Annotated in this window: 17 protein-coding genes and 1 pseudogene; 6 read left to right on the top strand and 12 right to left on the bottom strand. The window is 69.9% G+C overall.

The window, feature by feature from the left end; all coding sequences use genetic code 11:
- Position 1: 1 nt before the first annotated feature.
- From ABZ845_RS02675 to ABZ845_RS02645, 7 genes are all read right to left on the bottom strand, one after another.
- A complete protein-coding gene (locus ABZ845_RS02675) occupies positions 2–1,141 on the bottom strand; it encodes a right-handed parallel beta-helix repeat-containing protein (protein ID WP_360972123.1) in 1,140 nt (379 codons plus the stop codon).
- Between the two features lie 344 nt (positions 1,142–1,485).
- A complete protein-coding gene (locus ABZ845_RS02670; protein WP_360972121.1) occupies positions 1,486–2,622 on the bottom strand; it encodes a right-handed parallel beta-helix repeat-containing protein in 1,137 nt (378 codons plus the stop codon).
- A gap of 334 nt (positions 2,623–2,956) precedes the next feature.
- A complete protein-coding gene (locus ABZ845_RS02665; RefSeq protein ID WP_360972119.1) occupies positions 2,957–4,138 on the bottom strand; it encodes a cytochrome P450 in 1,182 nt (393 codons plus the stop codon).
- Positions 4,135–5,367: an MAB_1171c family putative transporter gene (locus ABZ845_RS02660; protein WP_360972117.1), complete on the bottom strand. Its 1,233-nt coding sequence runs from the start codon at positions 5,365–5,367 to the stop codon at positions 4,135–4,137. Before ABZ845_RS02660 ends, ABZ845_RS02665 begins: the two co-directional genes overlap by 4 nt.
- A gap of 2 nt (positions 5,368–5,369) precedes the next feature.
- Positions 5,370–5,915, bottom strand: coding sequence for a hypothetical protein (locus ABZ845_RS02655; RefSeq protein ID WP_360972115.1), 546 nt, complete (start codon positions 5,913–5,915; stop codon positions 5,370–5,372).
- A gap of 233 nt (positions 5,916–6,148) precedes the next feature.
- A complete protein-coding gene (locus ABZ845_RS02650) occupies positions 6,149–6,898 on the bottom strand; it encodes a hypothetical protein (protein ID WP_360972113.1) in 750 nt (249 codons plus the stop codon).
- A 303-nt stretch (positions 6,899–7,201) separates the two neighbouring features.
- Positions 7,202–7,543, bottom strand: a complete 342-nt coding sequence (locus ABZ845_RS02645) for a hypothetical protein (protein WP_360972111.1) — start codon at positions 7,541–7,543, stop codon at positions 7,202–7,204.
- A 212-nt stretch (positions 7,544–7,755) separates the two neighbouring features.
- Here ABZ845_RS02645 and ABZ845_RS02640 point away from each other — a divergent pair, with 212 nt between their 5' ends.
- The 4 genes from ABZ845_RS02640 to ABZ845_RS02625 all read left to right on the top strand — a co-directional run bounded on the left by ABZ845_RS02640 (position 7,756) and on the right by ABZ845_RS02625 (position 10,803).
- A complete protein-coding gene (locus tag ABZ845_RS02640; protein WP_360972109.1) occupies positions 7,756–8,559 on the top strand; it encodes an NAD(P)-dependent oxidoreductase in 804 nt (267 codons plus the stop codon).
- 95 nt (positions 8,560–8,654) lie between these two features.
- A complete protein-coding gene (locus ABZ845_RS02635) occupies positions 8,655–9,119 on the top strand; it encodes a MarR family transcriptional regulator (protein WP_360972107.1) in 465 nt (154 codons plus the stop codon).
- A 115-nt stretch (positions 9,120–9,234) separates the two neighbouring features.
- Positions 9,235–9,822 carry a hydrolase gene (locus tag ABZ845_RS02630; RefSeq protein WP_360972105.1) on the top strand — a complete coding sequence of 196 codons (588 nt, stop codon included), beginning with the start codon at positions 9,235–9,237 and terminating at the stop codon, positions 9,820–9,822.
- Between the two features lie 87 nt (positions 9,823–9,909).
- Entirely contained in the window at positions 9,910–10,803 is an 894-nt protein-coding gene (locus tag ABZ845_RS02625; RefSeq protein ID WP_360972103.1) for a LysR family transcriptional regulator, read from the top strand.
- 175 nt (positions 10,804–10,978) lie between these two features.
- Here ABZ845_RS02625 and ABZ845_RS02620 read toward each other — a convergent pair whose 3' ends face one another.
- Together ABZ845_RS02620 and ABZ845_RS02615 are read right to left on the bottom strand one after the other, a co-directional pair.
- Positions 10,979–11,881 carry a 2-dehydropantoate 2-reductase gene (locus tag ABZ845_RS02620; RefSeq protein ID WP_360972101.1) on the bottom strand — a complete coding sequence of 301 codons (903 nt, stop codon included), beginning with the start codon at positions 11,879–11,881 and terminating at the stop codon, positions 10,979–10,981.
- 178 nt (positions 11,882–12,059) lie between these two features.
- Positions 12,060–12,155: pseudogene (locus ABZ845_RS02615) on the bottom strand (MBL fold metallo-hydrolase); the annotation flags it as partial.
- Positions 12,156–12,242: 87 nt separating this feature from the next.
- Here ABZ845_RS02615 and ABZ845_RS02610 point away from each other — a divergent pair.
- The gene (locus ABZ845_RS02610) at positions 12,243–12,491 is read left to right on the top strand and encodes a DUF2277 domain-containing protein (RefSeq protein ID WP_360972099.1); all 249 of its coding nucleotides are present in this window, start codon (positions 12,243–12,245) and stop codon (positions 12,489–12,491) included.
- Here the strand turns inward: ABZ845_RS02610 and ABZ845_RS02605 are convergent.
- The 3 genes from ABZ845_RS02605 to ABZ845_RS02595 form a co-directional block, all read right to left on the bottom strand.
- Positions 12,454–13,062 (bottom strand): VTT domain-containing protein, encoded by a 609-nt coding sequence (locus ABZ845_RS02605; RefSeq protein ID WP_360972097.1) that lies wholly within the window; start codon positions 13,060–13,062, stop codon positions 12,454–12,456. The two genes, ABZ845_RS02610 and ABZ845_RS02605, sit on opposite strands and share 38 nt — an antisense overlap.
- Positions 13,063–13,283: 221 nt before the next feature.
- Entirely contained in the window at positions 13,284–13,814 is a 531-nt protein-coding gene (locus tag ABZ845_RS02600; RefSeq protein ID WP_360972096.1) for a hypothetical protein, read from the bottom strand.
- 144 nt (positions 13,815–13,958) lie between these two features.
- Entirely contained in the window at positions 13,959–14,117 is a 159-nt protein-coding gene (locus ABZ845_RS02595) for a hypothetical protein (RefSeq protein WP_360972094.1), read from the bottom strand.
- A gap of 409 nt (positions 14,118–14,526) precedes the next feature.
- Between ABZ845_RS02595 and ABZ845_RS02590 the strand changes: the two genes are divergently transcribed.
- On the top strand, positions 14,527–15,108 hold the full coding sequence (locus ABZ845_RS02590) for a TMEM165/GDT1 family protein (RefSeq protein ID WP_360972092.1): 582 nt from the start codon (positions 14,527–14,529) through the stop codon (positions 15,106–15,108).
- Positions 15,109–15,274: the final 166 nt, after the last annotated feature.

Raw genomic sequence — 15,274 nt, 5'->3', positions numbered from 1 at the left:
GTCAGCCGATGCAGCCGGTGACGATGACGGGGCTGCCGTCGCAGTTGGTGGGGATGTTGTTCCGGATCTGGGACCGGTTCACCGTGAACTGGGTGTCGGTCCACACGCCGCCCGGTGCCGTGGTGGAGGCGTTGTTGTTCACCTCACTGTGATCGAGCGTCACCGCACCGTCAGAATTGAAGATGCCGCCGCCCAGAGGACTGCCGGAGCCGTTCGCGCTGTTGTGGTGGACCGAGCTGTCCCGCAGCACCAGGGTACTGTTGCCGTCTTCTTGGAAAATGCCGCCGCCGTCGCCGTTGGCGCCGCCAAGGACGTTACCGGCGACCTCGGTCTTGATGAGCGTCAGGGAGGCGATGTTCCAGACCCCGCCGCCCTCCACACTCATGCTGGTGTTGTTGAGGATCTTGCTGTTGATGAACTGGACCGTGCCGTCGGCGATGCTGATGCCACCGCCGTCATCGCCGCCGGTGTTGTCCTTCAGGGTGGTGTTGCGGTAGACCGCGTCACCGCTGTCGTGGGCGATGCCACCGCCACTACCGCCGGCGAAGTTGCGGGCGATCTCGACCCCGTCGGTGGTGACGGTACCGTCCGACGCCAGACCTCCGCCCTGGGCGCTCGAGTTGTTGAAGGTGATCTCGCTTCGGGTGATGTACGCCGTGGCTCCTGTATCGACATAGACGCCGCCTCCCGCGGCGGCGTGGTTGTTGTCGATGGTGGCATTGTTGAGCTTCAGCCTGCCGGAGGGGTCGACGAGGATGCCTCCCCCGGCATCGGGCGCGTTGCCGCCGCGGATCGTGATGTCGTCGAGGCGGAGGTCGCCGGTGGAGGTGACGTGGAAGATGCGGAAGGCGCCGGCCGTGAGCCCGTCGCGGACGATGGTGGAGTCCCGGCCCTCGATGGTGAGTTGCTTGTCGATGGGGGGCAGTCCGTCGTTGCCGCTGTAGGCGGTGGTCAGGTGGTAGGTGCAGTGGCGGGCGAGGACGAGGGTGGATCCCGTCGGTGCCGTGGCGATCGCGGTGGTCAGGGCCGTGGTGTCGCACGGCACCGAAATGCCGCTTACCGCCGCGGCCGGTACCGTGCTTACGCCGTTGGCGAGAACCGTGGCCAGGGCGGCGATGCCGGACAGTGTGCTGAATCGCATGGCTCTCCTTGAGTACAGGGACCGCCGGAGCACAGACGGCCCTTCGTCCGCGTCCCGGACACTGGGACCAAAGTCCCCTCCCACACCTCTTCCAGCGAGCCGCAAGTCCGCATCACCCGGGCACAGCAGCAAGTACGGCCAACCGGCGGAATCCGACGTCCGAGGGGCCCGCAAGACGATGACGCTTCCCCGTCACACCATCCCGGCGAGCTCTGCGCCTATGGCGCAGGGGCCGCCCCATGGGGCCGTAGCAAGAAGCCACGGCCCCGAGGAGAGACCGGGCAGATGGTGCTCGGGGCCAAGACGATGGGGACGGATGTCCACCCGGTGTGCTGCGTGAGGGGTCAGCCGACGCAGCCGGTGACGATGGTGGGGCTGCCGTCGCAGTTGGTGGGGATGTTGTTGCGGATCTCGGACCGGTTCACCGTGAACTGGGTGTCGGTCCACACGCCGCCCGGTGCTGTGGTGGAGGCGTTGTTGTTCACCTGGCTGCGGTCGAGTGTCACCGCACCGCCTGTGTTGTAGATGCCGCCGGCCTGTGAAGTGCCGGAGCCGTTCGCGCTGTTGCGGTCGACCGAGCTGTCCCGCAGTACCAGGGTGCCGCCGTCTTCGTAGATGCCGCCGCCTTGGCCGTTGCCGCCTCCGACGACGTTGCCTGACACCTCGGTCTTGATGAGTGTCAGCGAGGCCCCATTCCGGATCCCGCCGCCATGAATATCCGTGTTGGTGTTGTCGAGGATCTTGCTGTTGATGAATTGCGCGGTGCCGCCGTCGACGTTGACGCCACCGCCGTCACCGCTGCTGGTGTTGTTCTTCACGGTGGTGTTGCGGTAGACCGAGTCACCGCTGTCCTGGGCGATGGCACCGCTGCCCTCCACGGCGAAGTTGCGGTCGAACTCGACCCCGTCGGCGGTGACGGTACCGTCCGACTCCAGGCCGCCACCGACGCCCGCGTTGTTGAAGGTGAACTGGCTGCGGGTGAAGTACGCCGTGGCTCCTGACTCGACGTCGACGCCGCCTCCCTCGTTGTCGGCGTGGTTGTTGTCGAGAGTGGTCTTGTCGAGCTTCAGCTTGCCGGAGGTGTCGACGAGGATGCCTCCTCCCTCCGTGGGTGCGTTGCCGCCGCGGATGGTGAGGTCGTCGAGGCGGAGGTCACCGGTGGAGGTGACGTGGAAGATGCGGAAGGCGCCGGCCGTCAGCCCGTCGCGGACGATGGTGGAGCCCTGGCCCTCGATGGTGAGCTGCTTGTCGATGGGGGGCAGTCCGTCGTCGCCGAGGTAGGCGGTGGTCAGGTGGTAGGTGCAGTTGCGGGCGAGGACGAGGGTGGATCCCGCAGGCGCCGTGGCGATCGCGTTGATCAGGGCCGTGGTGTCGCACGGCACCGGGATGCCCGATCCTCCCGCGACGGCCGGTACCGCGCTCACGCCGTTGACGAGAACCGTGGCCAGGGCGGCAACGCCGGACAGTGTCGTGTATCGCATGGCTCTCCTTGAAGTACAGGGACCGCCACAGACGGCTCCTCGTCCGCGTCCCGGACACTGGGAGCAAAGCCGCCTCCCGCACCTCTCCCAGTGAGCCGCAACTCCTGCTCACCCAGGCACAGCAGAAAATACGGCCAACCGGCTGAATCCGACGTCCGGCAGACCTGCAAGACGATGACACCGGAGACCTGGGCGTGCTCTCTTGCACGGGTGGTGCGCCACCGGTCGCGGCCAGGGTGTGTTGCCGGTGCGCCGGAGACGCAGGTGCATTCCCGTGAATCGGCCCGAGCGTGTGGGACGCGCCGCCCCGACCCCGGCCGGGCCTTTGTCCTCCCTACTGGGAGTGCGTCCGTACGGGAAGGCTGTTCAGCCCGCGTTTGTGGTGGCTCGGCCACCACGTCAGTTCGTCTGCGGGTACGGCGAGTTCCAACGCGGGGAAGCGGTCGAGGAGGGCCTGGATGGCGATCTCCGTCTCCAGTCGTGCGAGCGGTGCGCCGAGGCAGTAGTGGATGCCCTGGCCGAACGCCAGATGGGCGGGCGTCCTGCCGGGGTCGAAGGTGTCGGGCGAGGGGAACTCGCGCTCGTCCCTGTTCGCCGAAGCGAGGGCGATCCAGACGCGTCCTCCGGCCGGGATGACGGTGTCGCCGACTGTGATGTCCTCCAGGGCGAACCGGCGCACGGCGAGAGTGAACGGTGGGTTCCAGCGCAGGGTCTCCTCGATCACCGCGCGGATCGGGACGGTGCCGTCGCGGACGTCCTCCATCAGGCGCGGCTGGAGCAGCAGGCCGAGTGCCGTGGTGCCGATGAGATGGACGGCGTTGTCGTATCCGGCGTACAGGATGAGGAAGACGAGGGCCACCAACTCCGCTTCCGTGAGGGTCCCTTGTTCGTCACGGGTCCTGGTGAGGGCGGACAGCAGGTCGTCGGCCGGCCGTCGGCGTTTGTCCTGGATGATCCCGGTCAGGACCTGGTGCATCTGCCGCATCGCCGTGCGTGAGTGCTTCGACGAGTCGGGTGAGGGGGACCAGAAGGTGTCCGTCCACGCCTTGAAGTCATGGCGGTCCTTGTCGGGGATGCCGAGCAGTTCGCAGATGACCTCGATGGGGAGGGGGACGGCGAGGGCCCGTACGAGATCCGTGCGCGGGCCGGTCATGGCCGCGTCGAGGAGATCGTCCGCCATGGCCCGGATGCGGTCACGGAGGGCCTCGACGCGCCGCGGGGTGAAGACCTGTGCGACCAGGCGGCGCAGGCGGGTGTGGTCGGGCGGGTCCATGTTGAGCAGGTGGGCGTCGAGTTCGGGCGGCATGGACGACTGGTAGGCGCCGCTGATCTTCGCGTTCGCCTTGTTGAGGGACAGCCGGGAGTCGGCGAGGGCGGCGCGGGCCTCGGCGTAGCGGGTGATGACCCACACCGGCTGGCCGTCGGGGGTGGTGGTCCGGTGGACGGCGCCCGCTTCACGCAGCCGGGCATAGGCGGCGACGGGGGCTTCGATGAACGCGTCGTCGAACAACGTCATGGCCGGGTACCCCCCTGAGCGGAAGCGGATGCGAGGCGTGCGAGTGCGGCCGGTACGAGCGGGGAGCGGAGGGCTTCGGCGACTCGTACGAGGCGCGCCGCCTCCTGGTCGAGGTTGCCGTCGGTGGTGTCGTGCACCTGTGTCCGCTGCCCGGGGTGTGTGTCGCGGCCGACGGCGTGCGCGCGCAGGGCCGCGGCGATCTGCAGGGCGTCCTCGAGGGCTTCGGCCCGCACGCCGGTGATCCGGTGGGCGGCGCAGACGTCCTGGGCCAGTTCGCCGATACCGCTGTCGTACTGGGCGCGCAGCCGCATCTCGCCGTCGAGTATCTCGATCACCTGGCGGCCCAGGAAGAAGTCGAGTTCGCGGACGAGCTCGACGCGGGAGTCCGGCGGCGGGACGAGGACGATCTCCGGAAAGGCCTGGGTGATCGCATCCCAGAGGGGCTGACGGCGCCGGAAGGCGCGGTAGCGGTGCATCCACGCCGCGGCGGCGCTGATGCGGACACCCCACACCGGCATGGTGAAGCCGATCGCGAACAAGGCGGCCGAGACGCTCGCGGCCATGGGAGCGACAACGGTGTTGATGGAGTCGAACGGGAAGGTTCCGAGCAGGTCCCAGATCAAGGAGACCGCTTTGGGCAGGGAGTAGCCGAGGCCCGCGAGCGCTCCCGCGGTGATGACCCGCAGGCCGCGCCGCAGCCAGGGCCCCGCCACGATCGTGGAGTAGCGCCAGCACATGCGGACGAGGCCGACCATGCTGACGGTGAACAGGCACTGGTAGACGAGGAGGAATTCGGAGATGTACGGGGTGTCGGCGTAGTGGACGTCGAAGTCGACGGGGTGTTCCGCGTCGTCAGCCGCGCCGAGGAAGAAGAGGACAGCCATGGCCGCGATCGTGGCGAGGCCGTATCCGACGATGAGCCGGTGCCGGAGCCGGATCGCGTACTGCGCGGATGACCAGCTGACGAGGAGGGCGAGGAACGATGCGAGGCAGATCGCCACGGAGGTGTAGATGATGAGCGTGGCGATGTTGGAGCGGCCGAGCAGCGCGTCGACGCGTGCGTAGACCGGGGGCATGGCGAAGAAGAAGGGTGCGGCGAACGTGCTGATCGCCAGGCACAGCAGCTGGAGTTCCTTGTTGCGCCAGTCGCGGGCCAGGTCTCGCACCTTGAAGACGAAGGCACTCCAGGTGATCACCGAGAGCACTCCGTAGACGACGACGAACAGCATGACTATGCCCTCCGTGGGGAGCGGCCGCGTTCGAGCGAGCGTTCCAGGTGACTGACCAGGGCCGCCGTGTGCGGGGAGTGGGGAGGGCGGGGGGACTCCGGCTGGGGGACCGTGCCGCCGGCCCGGAGCGGGATGAGGGAGGCGATCAGTTCGGCGGCCTTCTCCTCGCCCCGGTCGTAGGAGGTACGGCCGAGGACGACGCGGACCATAGTGGGATCGATGTTCGGGAGGAGGAGCCGGGAGACCTCACTCTCCTCGGCGGGAGTCGACTTGTGATCGCAGATCATGTGGCCGATCTCGTGAAGGACGATGTGGCCTTGGTGGGCCTTGCCGGTGTCCGCCTGGTAGACGATGTAATCCACTTCGGGGGTGGCGACCCACAGCCCGCAGGGGCCCCGATCGGGGGGCAGCGGCATCGGCACGAGGGAGATGAGCCGGCCGCGGCGCTCTTCCAACTGGTCGACAAGTGCGTTGATGGTGAACGGTTTCGGAAGGTTGAGCTGCCTCACCAGGTCGCCGCAGTAGCGGCGCAGCTCCCTGTCGTTCATCTTCGCTCTTCCTGGGTGGTCTGCTGCCCACTGCCATAACAGAAAGATCACGTCGTGCGTTCCCCCCACCGCTCGGCGCGTCGGTCCCGGGTGGCGGCGCCGGAAGCCCGAACAAGTCAGAAGATCGTACTTTAAGGGTTTGCACCCCGATGGGGCGCCGGGGCCTTCCCCGCCGCCTCGGTGCCTCCTCGGCACGGCCGTACGCCCCTGCCCGTCGCGGTGCGTCAACGGCCTTACATCCGCTGCCGCTTGCTCGCCTGCCTCAGGTGCTGGATCACTGGCACCAGGGCTTCCAGGGCCTCCTCGTCGAGATCGGCGACCGCCCGCAGGGCGATCTGGCGCGTACCGACTCCCTGGGCCTTGAGCGCGTCCACGAGGTCGAGATCCACGGCGACCCGCGAGGCGACCTCGTCGTCCACGAAGTACGCCACCGGCACACCGAAGAACGCGGCGACCGCTTCGAACTGCTCATAGCTGGTGGGATCCCAGGTCCCGCTGCGCAGCCGCTCGATCTGGTCCTCGGTGATCTTCCCGCCCCGCACGGCGATGGCGTCGGCCACCTCGCGCGAGGTGTACGCGCCGCGCTCCCTGGGGTGCATCGTCTCGAAGAGGCGGTTCAGCCTTGTGGAGAGTCCGAGGGCGGCGGGCCCCGGCCGGGCCGGCGGAGCGGAAACGCCCGTACCGGCCTGCTCGTTCGGCGCCGACGGGTCCTCCTCCAGGAAGTAGCCGAGTCTGACGCCGAACACATTGGCCAGGGCGCGCAGGCTGTCGACGCTCGGGTTCCTGACCGCCCCGTCACGGATGTTGGCCACGCTCTGGTGGCTGATGGTCGGCGCCCCCGGGTGCGTCCGCGCGAACTCCCGGCTGCGCCTGGCGATCTCCCGTTCGCTCCCGGGACCCTGTCCGTCGGGATGCCTGGAGAGGATCAGCCGGTCCAGTCGCTCGGCGATCAACCCCCTGTCGGTAGGCGTGCTCTCACCCATGTCTCTGACTCACTACTCTCCAGCGGAAGCGCCTAGTTGGTTTGACGCCTCGTCCACCCTTACCCGACACGCCCCGTCTAACAAACTTGACAGGCATGGTGTGTTGCCGACTATGGTCAACTCATCGCGCCAGAGGGACTGTTCACCGCACTGCGGGGCCGGTCCCGTCTGTGCTCGATGGTAAGTACGGGGGCGGTCGGCAGTGGTGAAAGCGGCCACATCGGCGTCAAATTGAACGGGGGAGTCGCCGAAGTGGGCTCCATCACCACTGCCGCCTGATCTGCCCCCGTCGTTCCCTCCCTTTCATGCCTCCCGCGGCGGTTCCCCGTGCGCGCGCTTGAGGTGCATCCTGGCGTCGACCGTGTGCTCGGCCGTCACCTCCGCCCAGAAGCGGTGGCAGGAGACGAAGACCGCCAGCTCCCGCTCGCGCTGCCGGAGCTCTTCCACCTCGGCCTGTTCGTCCTCGGTCCAGCCGGGGGACGCGGGGCGCTCCACCTTGCGCCAGCCGGCGTCATCGCTGAATCCGTCCAGCGGCTCGACCGACCAGGGAAGGCGCTTCAACAGGGCCAGGAGCTCCGCCCGGACCTGATGCAGCTCCTCCTGACCGGCGAGGAGGTCACTCGGGAAGTCATGGGTCGCAGCCACACCGCAATGCTACGCCTGTTCGATTTTCGGATGCGAGTCGCTTCTGCCGGTTCGCTCGAACGGATGAGCAGGGAATGGGGTGGCTCGGTGGCCGTAGGGGTGTGAGGGTACGAGGGCCGTCGCAGTCGCAGAGCTGGACGGAGATCCCGACAGGGGTCCTGACGGAGGTCCTGACGGAGACCTGTACGTAGACCTGCATGAGGGGGAGTGCCATGGGGCTCGGAACGCCGGCGATCACGGGAGCTGCGGGGAACATCGGATCGGTGGTGCGGGAGGCGCTGCGAGGCGAGGTGGAGCGGCTGATCCTGCTCGATCGTGTCCCCCTGCGGCCGGAGGCCGAGAACGAGGACGTGCGGACGGTCGACCTGCGGGACGCGACCGCCGTGGAGTCGGCCCTCGCGGGAGCCGATCGCGTGCTCCACCTCGGCGGTGTGCCGGACGAGGCGCCGCTGCCCGACCTGCTCGAAGCCAACGTGCTCGGCACCCACCACGTCCTGGAGGCGGCACGCCGGGCAGGGATGGCGCGGGTGGTGCTGGCCGGCAGCAACCGTGTGACCGGTTTCTATCCCGCCGGGCATCGCACTGCTCCCCATGAGCCGGTGCGCCCCGACGGTCTCTACGGGGTGAGCAAGGCGGCAGTGGAAGCCCTGGGGCAGCTGTACGCGGACAAGTTCGGCCTGTCCGTGCTGTGCCTGCGCATCGGCAGCTTCGAGCAGGCGCCGACCGAGCCCAGGCATCTCGCGACCTGGCTGAGCCCGCGCGACGCCGTCGGCTATGCCCGCGCCGCGCTGACCGCTCCGCCGTCCCCGGGCTTCGCCGCCGTGTACGCGGTTTCGAACAACACGCGCCGCTTCTGGGAACTCCCCGATCCGGCCGTACTGGACTACGTGCCCGTCGACGACGCCGAACTCCACGCCGACGGCATCCCAGGAGCCGAAGCCCAGGTCGACCCGGCAGCGCCGCAGGCCGGCCCGTACGCCCTGCCCGAGTTCACTCTCAGGCACCTCAGGCCCTGACCGGGGCCTTTCTCCGCTTCTCCGCAGGGCAAGTTCAGGTCAAGCTGCTCAGGTGAAACTGGACAGGTTCACCTGATGAAATTAGCGTGGGGTTCATGGAACAGAAGGGCATGGAGCAGAACCCTGACGATGTCTCCGAGTCCGCCGCACGAGCCGCCCGCGATGTGCGTGTGGTGTTCAGCCGGCTGCGGCGCCGTCTCAGGGAGGTCGCCGGGAGCGAGGGGCTCACGCCCTCCCAGGTGTCCGCGCTCACCCTGATCAGCAAGGGCGGCGCGGCCACCGCCAGTGCCCTGGCGTCCGCCGAGGGGGTGCGCCCGCAGTCGATGGCCGCCACCCTCGCCGTCCTGGAGCAGCAGGGCCTGATCATGCGCACCCCCGACCCCTCCGACGGCCGCCGCCAGCTGGTCGCCCTCACCGACGCCGGGCGCGAACGGGTCGAGGGCGACCAGCAGGCCCGCCGGGAGTGGCTGGCCCGCGCCCTCCAGGACCGTTACACGGAGGAGGAGCGCCAGACGGTCCTGGCGGCGCTCGCTCTCATGGAACGGCTCACCCAGCCGTGACGCCCGACGCCGTCGTGCCATCCCCACCCGTAGCCGGTAGCCGGTAGCCGGTAGCCGGTAGCCGGTAGCCGGTAACCCGCGTCCACCCCGCACCCACACCCGAAAGGCCTGACCCGTGGCTCTCACCGCCCTCGACGCCCGCACCGCCCTCGTCGTGATCGACCTGCAGAGCGGCATCGCCGCGATGCCGACCCAGCCCCACAGCGGTCCTGAAGTGGTCGCCCGCAGCGCGGAGCTCGCCGACGCCTTCCGGAACCGGAACCTCCCGGTCGTCCTGGTCCGTGTCTCCTTCGCGGCCGACGGATCCGACGCGGTCCCCGGCCGCACCGAGCAGCAGCGCCCGGGCGGCGCCTTCCCCGAGGGCTGGGACGTCATCGTCGACGAACTGTCCGGCCACCCCGGCGACATCCAGGTCACCAAGCGCAACTGGGGCGCCTTCCACGGCACGGACCTGGACGTCCAGCTGCGCCGACGGGGCGTCACCCAGATCGTCCTGACCGGCATCGCCACCAGCATCGGCGTCGAGTCCACCGCGCGGGCCGCCTACGAGCACGGGTACAACGTCACGCTCGCCACCGACGCGATGGGCGACCGCGACCCCGAGGCGCACCGCGCCAGCGTCGAGCGCATCTTCCCGCGCCTCGGCGAGACGGGTACGACCGCCGAGGTCCTGGAACTGCTGGCCAAGACCCACCAGATCTGAGCGGCACCGTCTCCGAGGGGCCGTAAGCCCTGATGGACCACCACCGCCGGGCGGGCATACCCCGTCCGGCGGCTACCTTTGACCCCCGTGACCCTCGATGATCTACGCGTATTCGTCGCCGTCTGCCACGCCGGGAGCCTGAGCGCCGCGGCCCGGGAACTGGGCTGCACCCAGTCGGCCGTCAGCCAGCACGTGCGGCGGCTGGAACGCGAGGTGGGCGTCGGCCTGGTGGAGCGACAGTCACGCGGAGTGGTACCGACCCGGGCCGGGCGCGTGCTCCAACGAGCCGCCGAGGAAGGGATGTCCGGGCTCGACCTGGCGCTGCGCACACTCGCTGAGATCGCCCGCGGCGATGGCGGCGTGGTGCGCATCGCCACCGGAAGTGTCACCGTGCGGCACTTCATGGCCCCGGCGGTGGCCGAGTTCAGGCGCCGGCATCCGCGGGTCAGTCTGGAGTTCCGTACGGAGAGCTCCAGCCGCAGCTGCTTCGCCGCCCTCCAGGAACCCGGCCTCGACCTCGCCTGGGTGACACTCGGCGCGCCCGCTCGCGGTGTCGAACAGCGGCCCGTCGTGCACCTGCCCTGGGTGCTCGCCGTGTCCGCCGACGACGAACTCGCCGGGCGGGAGCGGGCCGAGGCCGCCGATCTGGCCGGTCTGCGGCTGATCGGACTGCCCGAGGGTTCCACCTCCCGCACCCGGCTGGAGACCGCCTACACGGAGCTGGGGATACCCGCCGTCTCCTCCGACACCAGCGTCGCCGACTGGGACACCGCCATCCTGCTCGCCGAACTCGGCGTCGGACACGCCATCGTGCCCGATCTGCCCGGCTGGCGGGCGCACCCCCGGCCCGGACTGCGGTTCATCCCCGTGCCCGCGCTGCCGCCGCTCACCGTGGGCTGGGCGGTACGTCGCTGGGAGAACCTGTCCCCCTCGGCCCGCTCCTTCGCCGAGACGGTCATCCGGCACAACACCGGTTCCTGAAAGGACCGTTCGACGGGCCGACGAACGGAGCCCTGACCGTGTCCGCCGCTTGTCCGACCCCGGCGGCAGGTGGTCAGGCCGTGTGCGCCCTTGTCGACGCCGCTCGGGAAGACACTGACGCGGCCCGGCGGCGCCCCTTCCGGGGCTCCCGGGAAAGCCGGGAGCCCCGGGTGGTTCACGACGTACGGCCCAACTCCCTCACGAGCCTTGCCGCCACCGGCGCCTCCACCCCGTGCCGCTCGGCCGCGCGCAGCAACGCGCCGCCGATGGCGTCCAGTTCGAGCGGGCGCCCGGCCTCCGCGTCACGCTGCATCGATGACTTCGCCGCCGCCGGGAAGGCGTCGTAGCGGGCCATCGCCGCCTCCGCGTCCGTGGCCGCGCCGCTCGCCCGGCCCACCGCCGCCGTCTCCTCCACCAGGGACACCAGCTCCTCGCGGTGCCGGGTCCGGACCTCGCCGAGCGGCACCCCGTACCGCGTCGTCAGGAGGGCGAACGGCGCGAGGAACGCCATCTTCGCCCACAGGGTGGCCGCCTCCCCGTCCAGGACGCGGGCCTTCACCCCGGCCCACTCCAGGGCCGCGGCGAACCGGTCCAGAGGGCCGCTCTCCACCGTCTCCCCGGTCAGATCGATCTCCACGAACGGGCTGTCGTGCTCGATCACCCCGGGCGCCACACGGGTCGACTCGACCCGGATGACGGCGGGCGCGACACGCCCCTCGCCGTAGCGTGCGCGCAGTGCCGCCGGGTGCTCCACGCCGTTCAGCAGCGGTACGACCAGGGTGCCCTCGGCCAGAGCCGCCGCCGGCACCCGCTCCAGCGCGGCGTCCAGCGCGGTGTGCTTGACGGCGACGATCACCACGTCCGCCCGCTCGCGCAGCTCCGTCTCCGCCTCCACCCGCGCGGTGAACTCGCCGTACCGCTCGCTGCGGACGCGGATGCCGTTCCCGCGCAGCGTCCGTACGGTCTCGTCGCCCGCCAGGCAGATCACCCTGTGCCCGGCCACGGCCAGCCGCGCGGCCAGCAGCCCGCCGACGCCGCCGGGCCCCAGAATCGCCACCGTGAGATCGTCGTTCTCCATGGTCCGTCCCTGCCCCCGTTCCGACTCTTCTTCGTCTGCCCGGTACCCCGTCCGGGGCCCTCGGAGATGATCACAAGGCTCCAGATTTCAGTCAATCCTCGGGGAGACTTGCCAAATCCCAAGCAAATGCTTGGAGTTGAGCCCATTCGCGGCAGGCGTACACACGGCAGGCGTACACGTCGAACGGACCGGGGCGGTCGGCGATCGTGCGGACCGCGTCGAGGGAGGCGTTGTCGCCGCTGACGTACACCGTCGGCAGGTCCTCGCCGGACAGGGCGAGCCGGTGGTTGTCCGGGTGGTGATCGCGGCCGTTCCCCCCGGAACATGCCGTACCCCCGGGCCGGTGGGGGAGACTGGACGCATGTGCCGCAGCATCAAGACGCTTCGCCCGCCAGTTCTGCCCGAGGAGGCCACGGAGGAGGAGATCCGCGCCGCAGCGCTTCAGTACGTGCGCAAGGTGTCCGGCTTCCGCGCCCCGGCCGCCCACAACCGCGAGGTCTTCGACCGCGCCGTGGACGTGATCGCGCAGGCCACCGCTCAGTTGCTCGCCGGTCTGGAGGTACGGGGCCGTGTCAGCGGCGCTGCTTCTGCGACGCCGGGCGGCGCATGAGGCAGGCGGCGCCGGCCCCGGCCGCGAACAGGGCCGCCACGGAGACGCCCGTCGCCAGCCAGTTCGCGCCCAGCCACTGGCCGCCGAAGTAGCCGAGGGCCACGCTGTACGCGGCCCACGCGACGCCGGCCAGCGCCGACCAGGGCACGAAGTCACGGGCACGGCGGTGGGCGGCGCCCGCGCAGAATGAGACGACCGAGCGGCCCGCCGGCGCGAACCGGGCGAGGACCACGAGGGCTCCGCCGCCGCGGGCGAGTGCCGCACCGAGACGTTCCTGCGCGCTGGTCAGCCGCCGTGAGCGGGCGATGGCGCGGTCCAGCCGGGGGCCGCCGTGCCAGGCGAGGCGGTAGGCGACAAGGTCGCCGAGGACCGAGGCGGTCGCCGCGCACAGGATGAGCCCGAGGATGTCCGGCGCGTGCGCCGCGGTCGAGCCGGCCGCCGCCGCGGTCGCGGCGGTGATCACCAGCACCCCGCTCGGCAGCAGGGGCAGGAACACGTCCAGCAGGACCGACAGGGCCACCACGGGGTAGATCCAGGGGCCACTGGCCAGCGACCCCACACTCTCCAACACGAACCGAACTCCCCGTACGACGCCCCTTGAGGCAACTGCGTGCCGCGATGTCGCGGGGGAGCGGCAGGAGCGGCCTTCGACAGCCGTACAGCGTACGCGGCGGGTGTGACAGCAGGTGCACCGGGGGCTGATGAGGCGGCGGCGCCGACGCGATGTCTCGTCCGGGCCATGTCGCCGTCGGGTGTCACCGGGCATCGGGTGACACCCGACGGCGCCTTGTTTCAGCCGATGCCGGTGACGTGCAGTGCGGTGGTCCAGTTGGTCCTGATGGCGGAGCGTGCGGCCGAGAGGGTGATCCGGCCATCGCACACGGCGTTCTTGAGCTTGTTCTCGACGCCGTCCTTGGTGGAGGCGGTCGGGCTGCCGTAGTGCGGCTCAGGCCACAGGTTTCCCGGATCCTTCGGGGCGCCCCCGAGTTCCAGAGGCACGAGGTGGTCCTCTTCGTAGTCGGACATGTTGGTGTCCGAGTAGCCGTAATCGGTGATGCCCTTGGCCTTGAGGGCGTTGGTGTAGCTGGTGGAGGGGCGGACAGTGCTCGTCCACCCGGAGACACAGATCGTCGAGCCGATGGTCGACTGCGTCACGTCCGGGTTGTAGGCGCCGGGGGTGCAATGCGAGTCAGGCAGCGGCAGGTAGGCCTGGGAGCAGGTGCTGGCCTGCGCGGTGCCGGCGCTGACGCCGAGGATGAGGCCGCTGACTGCCAGGGAGAGTGCGGCAGCGGCGGCAGTGGATATTCGGGCGGTGGAGTGCATGGGGTTCTCCTGTGGGGTCATGACCATGACATGAGGGGGAGCGGTGCGGGGAGGAGTTGCTTCTGCTGTGTCGAGGTGCCGGTCGTCGAACCGGTGGACTCGCGCGCCCGCGGGCGGCGTGCCGCCGACGGCCCGCAATGCGACTCAGGCGGGTCGGGCGAGGTGGGTGCGCGCCGTGGCGCCGCCGGCCGGTGCCGGGAGGGGGGTGGAGGTGGCCGGGCTGTCGAGGGGCCCGGCGGGGGCGACGGGGCCCGTAAGGGCCTCGAGTGTGCCGGGACGTCCACGCGCGTAGACCTTGGACATGCGAACTCCCTTGTGGGGTAGGAGCGTTGAGGTGCGGGCCAGCACATGCTCGTGGGGGGTGGTTGCCGGCGCATGTGCACCAGGTGTGACTTTAATGACGCGTACATGACGCGACAAGGGGTGTGACATGGCCCACCGGCGCCGGGGAGCGGCCCGGCGTGCGCGTACCATGGACGGCGCAGAAGGGGAGTAGCTCTTCGCCGGACCGTCGACATACTGCTCAGCCCGCCTGAGCCGGCGCCCGGAGGCGGATCCTTCCTCAGGGTCAGGGATCAGCCAGCGAGACCTTCGGCATGCAGTGCACGCCTTTGCCTGGAATGACGGCATGGGTGATCCGTGTGCTGCCGTGCCGAGGTGTCGCAGCAGTCACAGCACTCTCGGTGGGGCAGTCCCGACCGATTGAGGAACCTTGATCAGCATCACCGTCCTGGCGCTTGTCTTCGGCGTCGTCTTCCTGGCCGAGCTGCCGGACAAGACGGCCCTGGCCGGACTCGTCCTCGGCACCCGCTACCGCGCCTCGTACGTCTTCGCCGGTGTCGCCGCCGCCTTCCTGCTGCACGTCGTGCTCGCCGTCGCGGCGGGAAGCGTCCTGAACCTGCTGCCGCAGCCGATCGTGCACGGGATCACCGGGGTGCTCTTCCTCGGCGGCGCCGCCGTGCTGCTCCTGAAGAAGGGCGATGACGACGAGGACATCCGCCGGCCCGCGGACCAGAGCTTCTGGAAGGTGGCGACGACGGGGTTCATGCTCATCCTGGTCGCCGAGTTCGGCGATCTCACGCAGATCATGACCGCGAACCTCGCCGCCCGCTACAACGCCCCCCTGTCGGTGGGCCTCGGCGCGGTCCTCGCCCTGTGGGCGGTGGCGGGCCTGGGCATCGTCGGCGGCAAGGCGCTGATGAAGAAGGTGCCGCTACGGCTGATCACGCAGATCGCGGCACTGCTGATGCTGGGCCTCGGCGCGTGGAGCCTGTACGAGGCCGCATCCGCGTAACCCGAACGCCAGACAGGAGCACGGGGGCCGCGCGACAAGCCACGGCGCACCGGCAGCCGACAACGCACCCGACAGGGGGCGCGGGGAACTGCGCAAAACCCACAACGCACCGGCAGCCGACGATGAACCGGCATGACCCGACAGGGGCGCGGGGAACTGCGCGACA

The sequence above is a fragment of the Streptomyces sp. NPDC047022 genome, from assembly GCF_040644155.1.
Lineage (GTDB): Bacteria > Actinomycetota > Actinomycetes > Streptomycetales > Streptomycetaceae > Streptomyces.
The sequence above is the reverse complement of the archived record's forward strand: the minus strand, read 5'-3'. Positions and strand labels throughout refer to the sequence as shown.

Coding starts and splice junctions, on each gene's coding strand:
- ABZ845_RS02650 (WP_360972113.1), bottom strand. CDS start 6,898: ATGGGTGAGAGCACGCCTACCGACAGGGGGTTGATCGCCGAGCGACTG.
- ABZ845_RS02595 (WP_360972094.1), bottom strand. CDS start 14,117: ATGTCCAAGGTCTACGCGCGTGGACGTCCCGGCACACTCGAGGCCCTT.
- ABZ845_RS02610 (WP_360972099.1), top strand. CDS start 12,243: ATGTGCCGCAGCATCAAGACGCTTCGCCCGCCAGTTCTGCCCGAGGAG.
- ABZ845_RS02640 (WP_360972109.1), top strand. CDS start 7,756: ATGGGGCTCGGAACGCCGGCGATCACGGGAGCTGCGGGGAACATCGGA.
- ABZ845_RS02655 (WP_360972115.1), bottom strand. CDS start 5,915: ATGAACGACAGGGAGCTGCGCCGCTACTGCGGCGACCTGGTGAGGCAG.
- ABZ845_RS02670 (WP_360972121.1), bottom strand. CDS start 2,622: ATGCGATACACGACACTGTCCGGCGTTGCCGCCCTGGCCACGGTTCTC.
- ABZ845_RS02620 (WP_360972101.1), bottom strand. CDS start 11,881: ATGGAGAACGACGATCTCACGGTGGCGATTCTGGGGCCCGGCGGCGTC.
- ABZ845_RS02675 (WP_360972123.1), bottom strand. CDS start 1,141: ATGCGATTCAGCACACTGTCCGGCATCGCCGCCCTGGCCACGGTTCTC.
- ABZ845_RS02665 (WP_360972119.1), bottom strand. CDS start 4,138: ATGACGTTGTTCGACGACGCGTTCATCGAAGCCCCCGTCGCCGCCTAT.
- ABZ845_RS02600 (WP_360972096.1), bottom strand. CDS start 13,814: ATGCACTCCACCGCCCGAATATCCACTGCCGCCGCTGCCGCACTCTCC.
- ABZ845_RS02660 (WP_360972117.1), bottom strand. CDS start 5,367: ATGCTGTTCGTCGTCGTCTACGGAGTGCTCTCGGTGATCACCTGGAGT.
- ABZ845_RS02635 (WP_360972107.1), top strand. CDS start 8,655: ATGGAACAGAAGGGCATGGAGCAGAACCCTGACGATGTCTCCGAGTCC.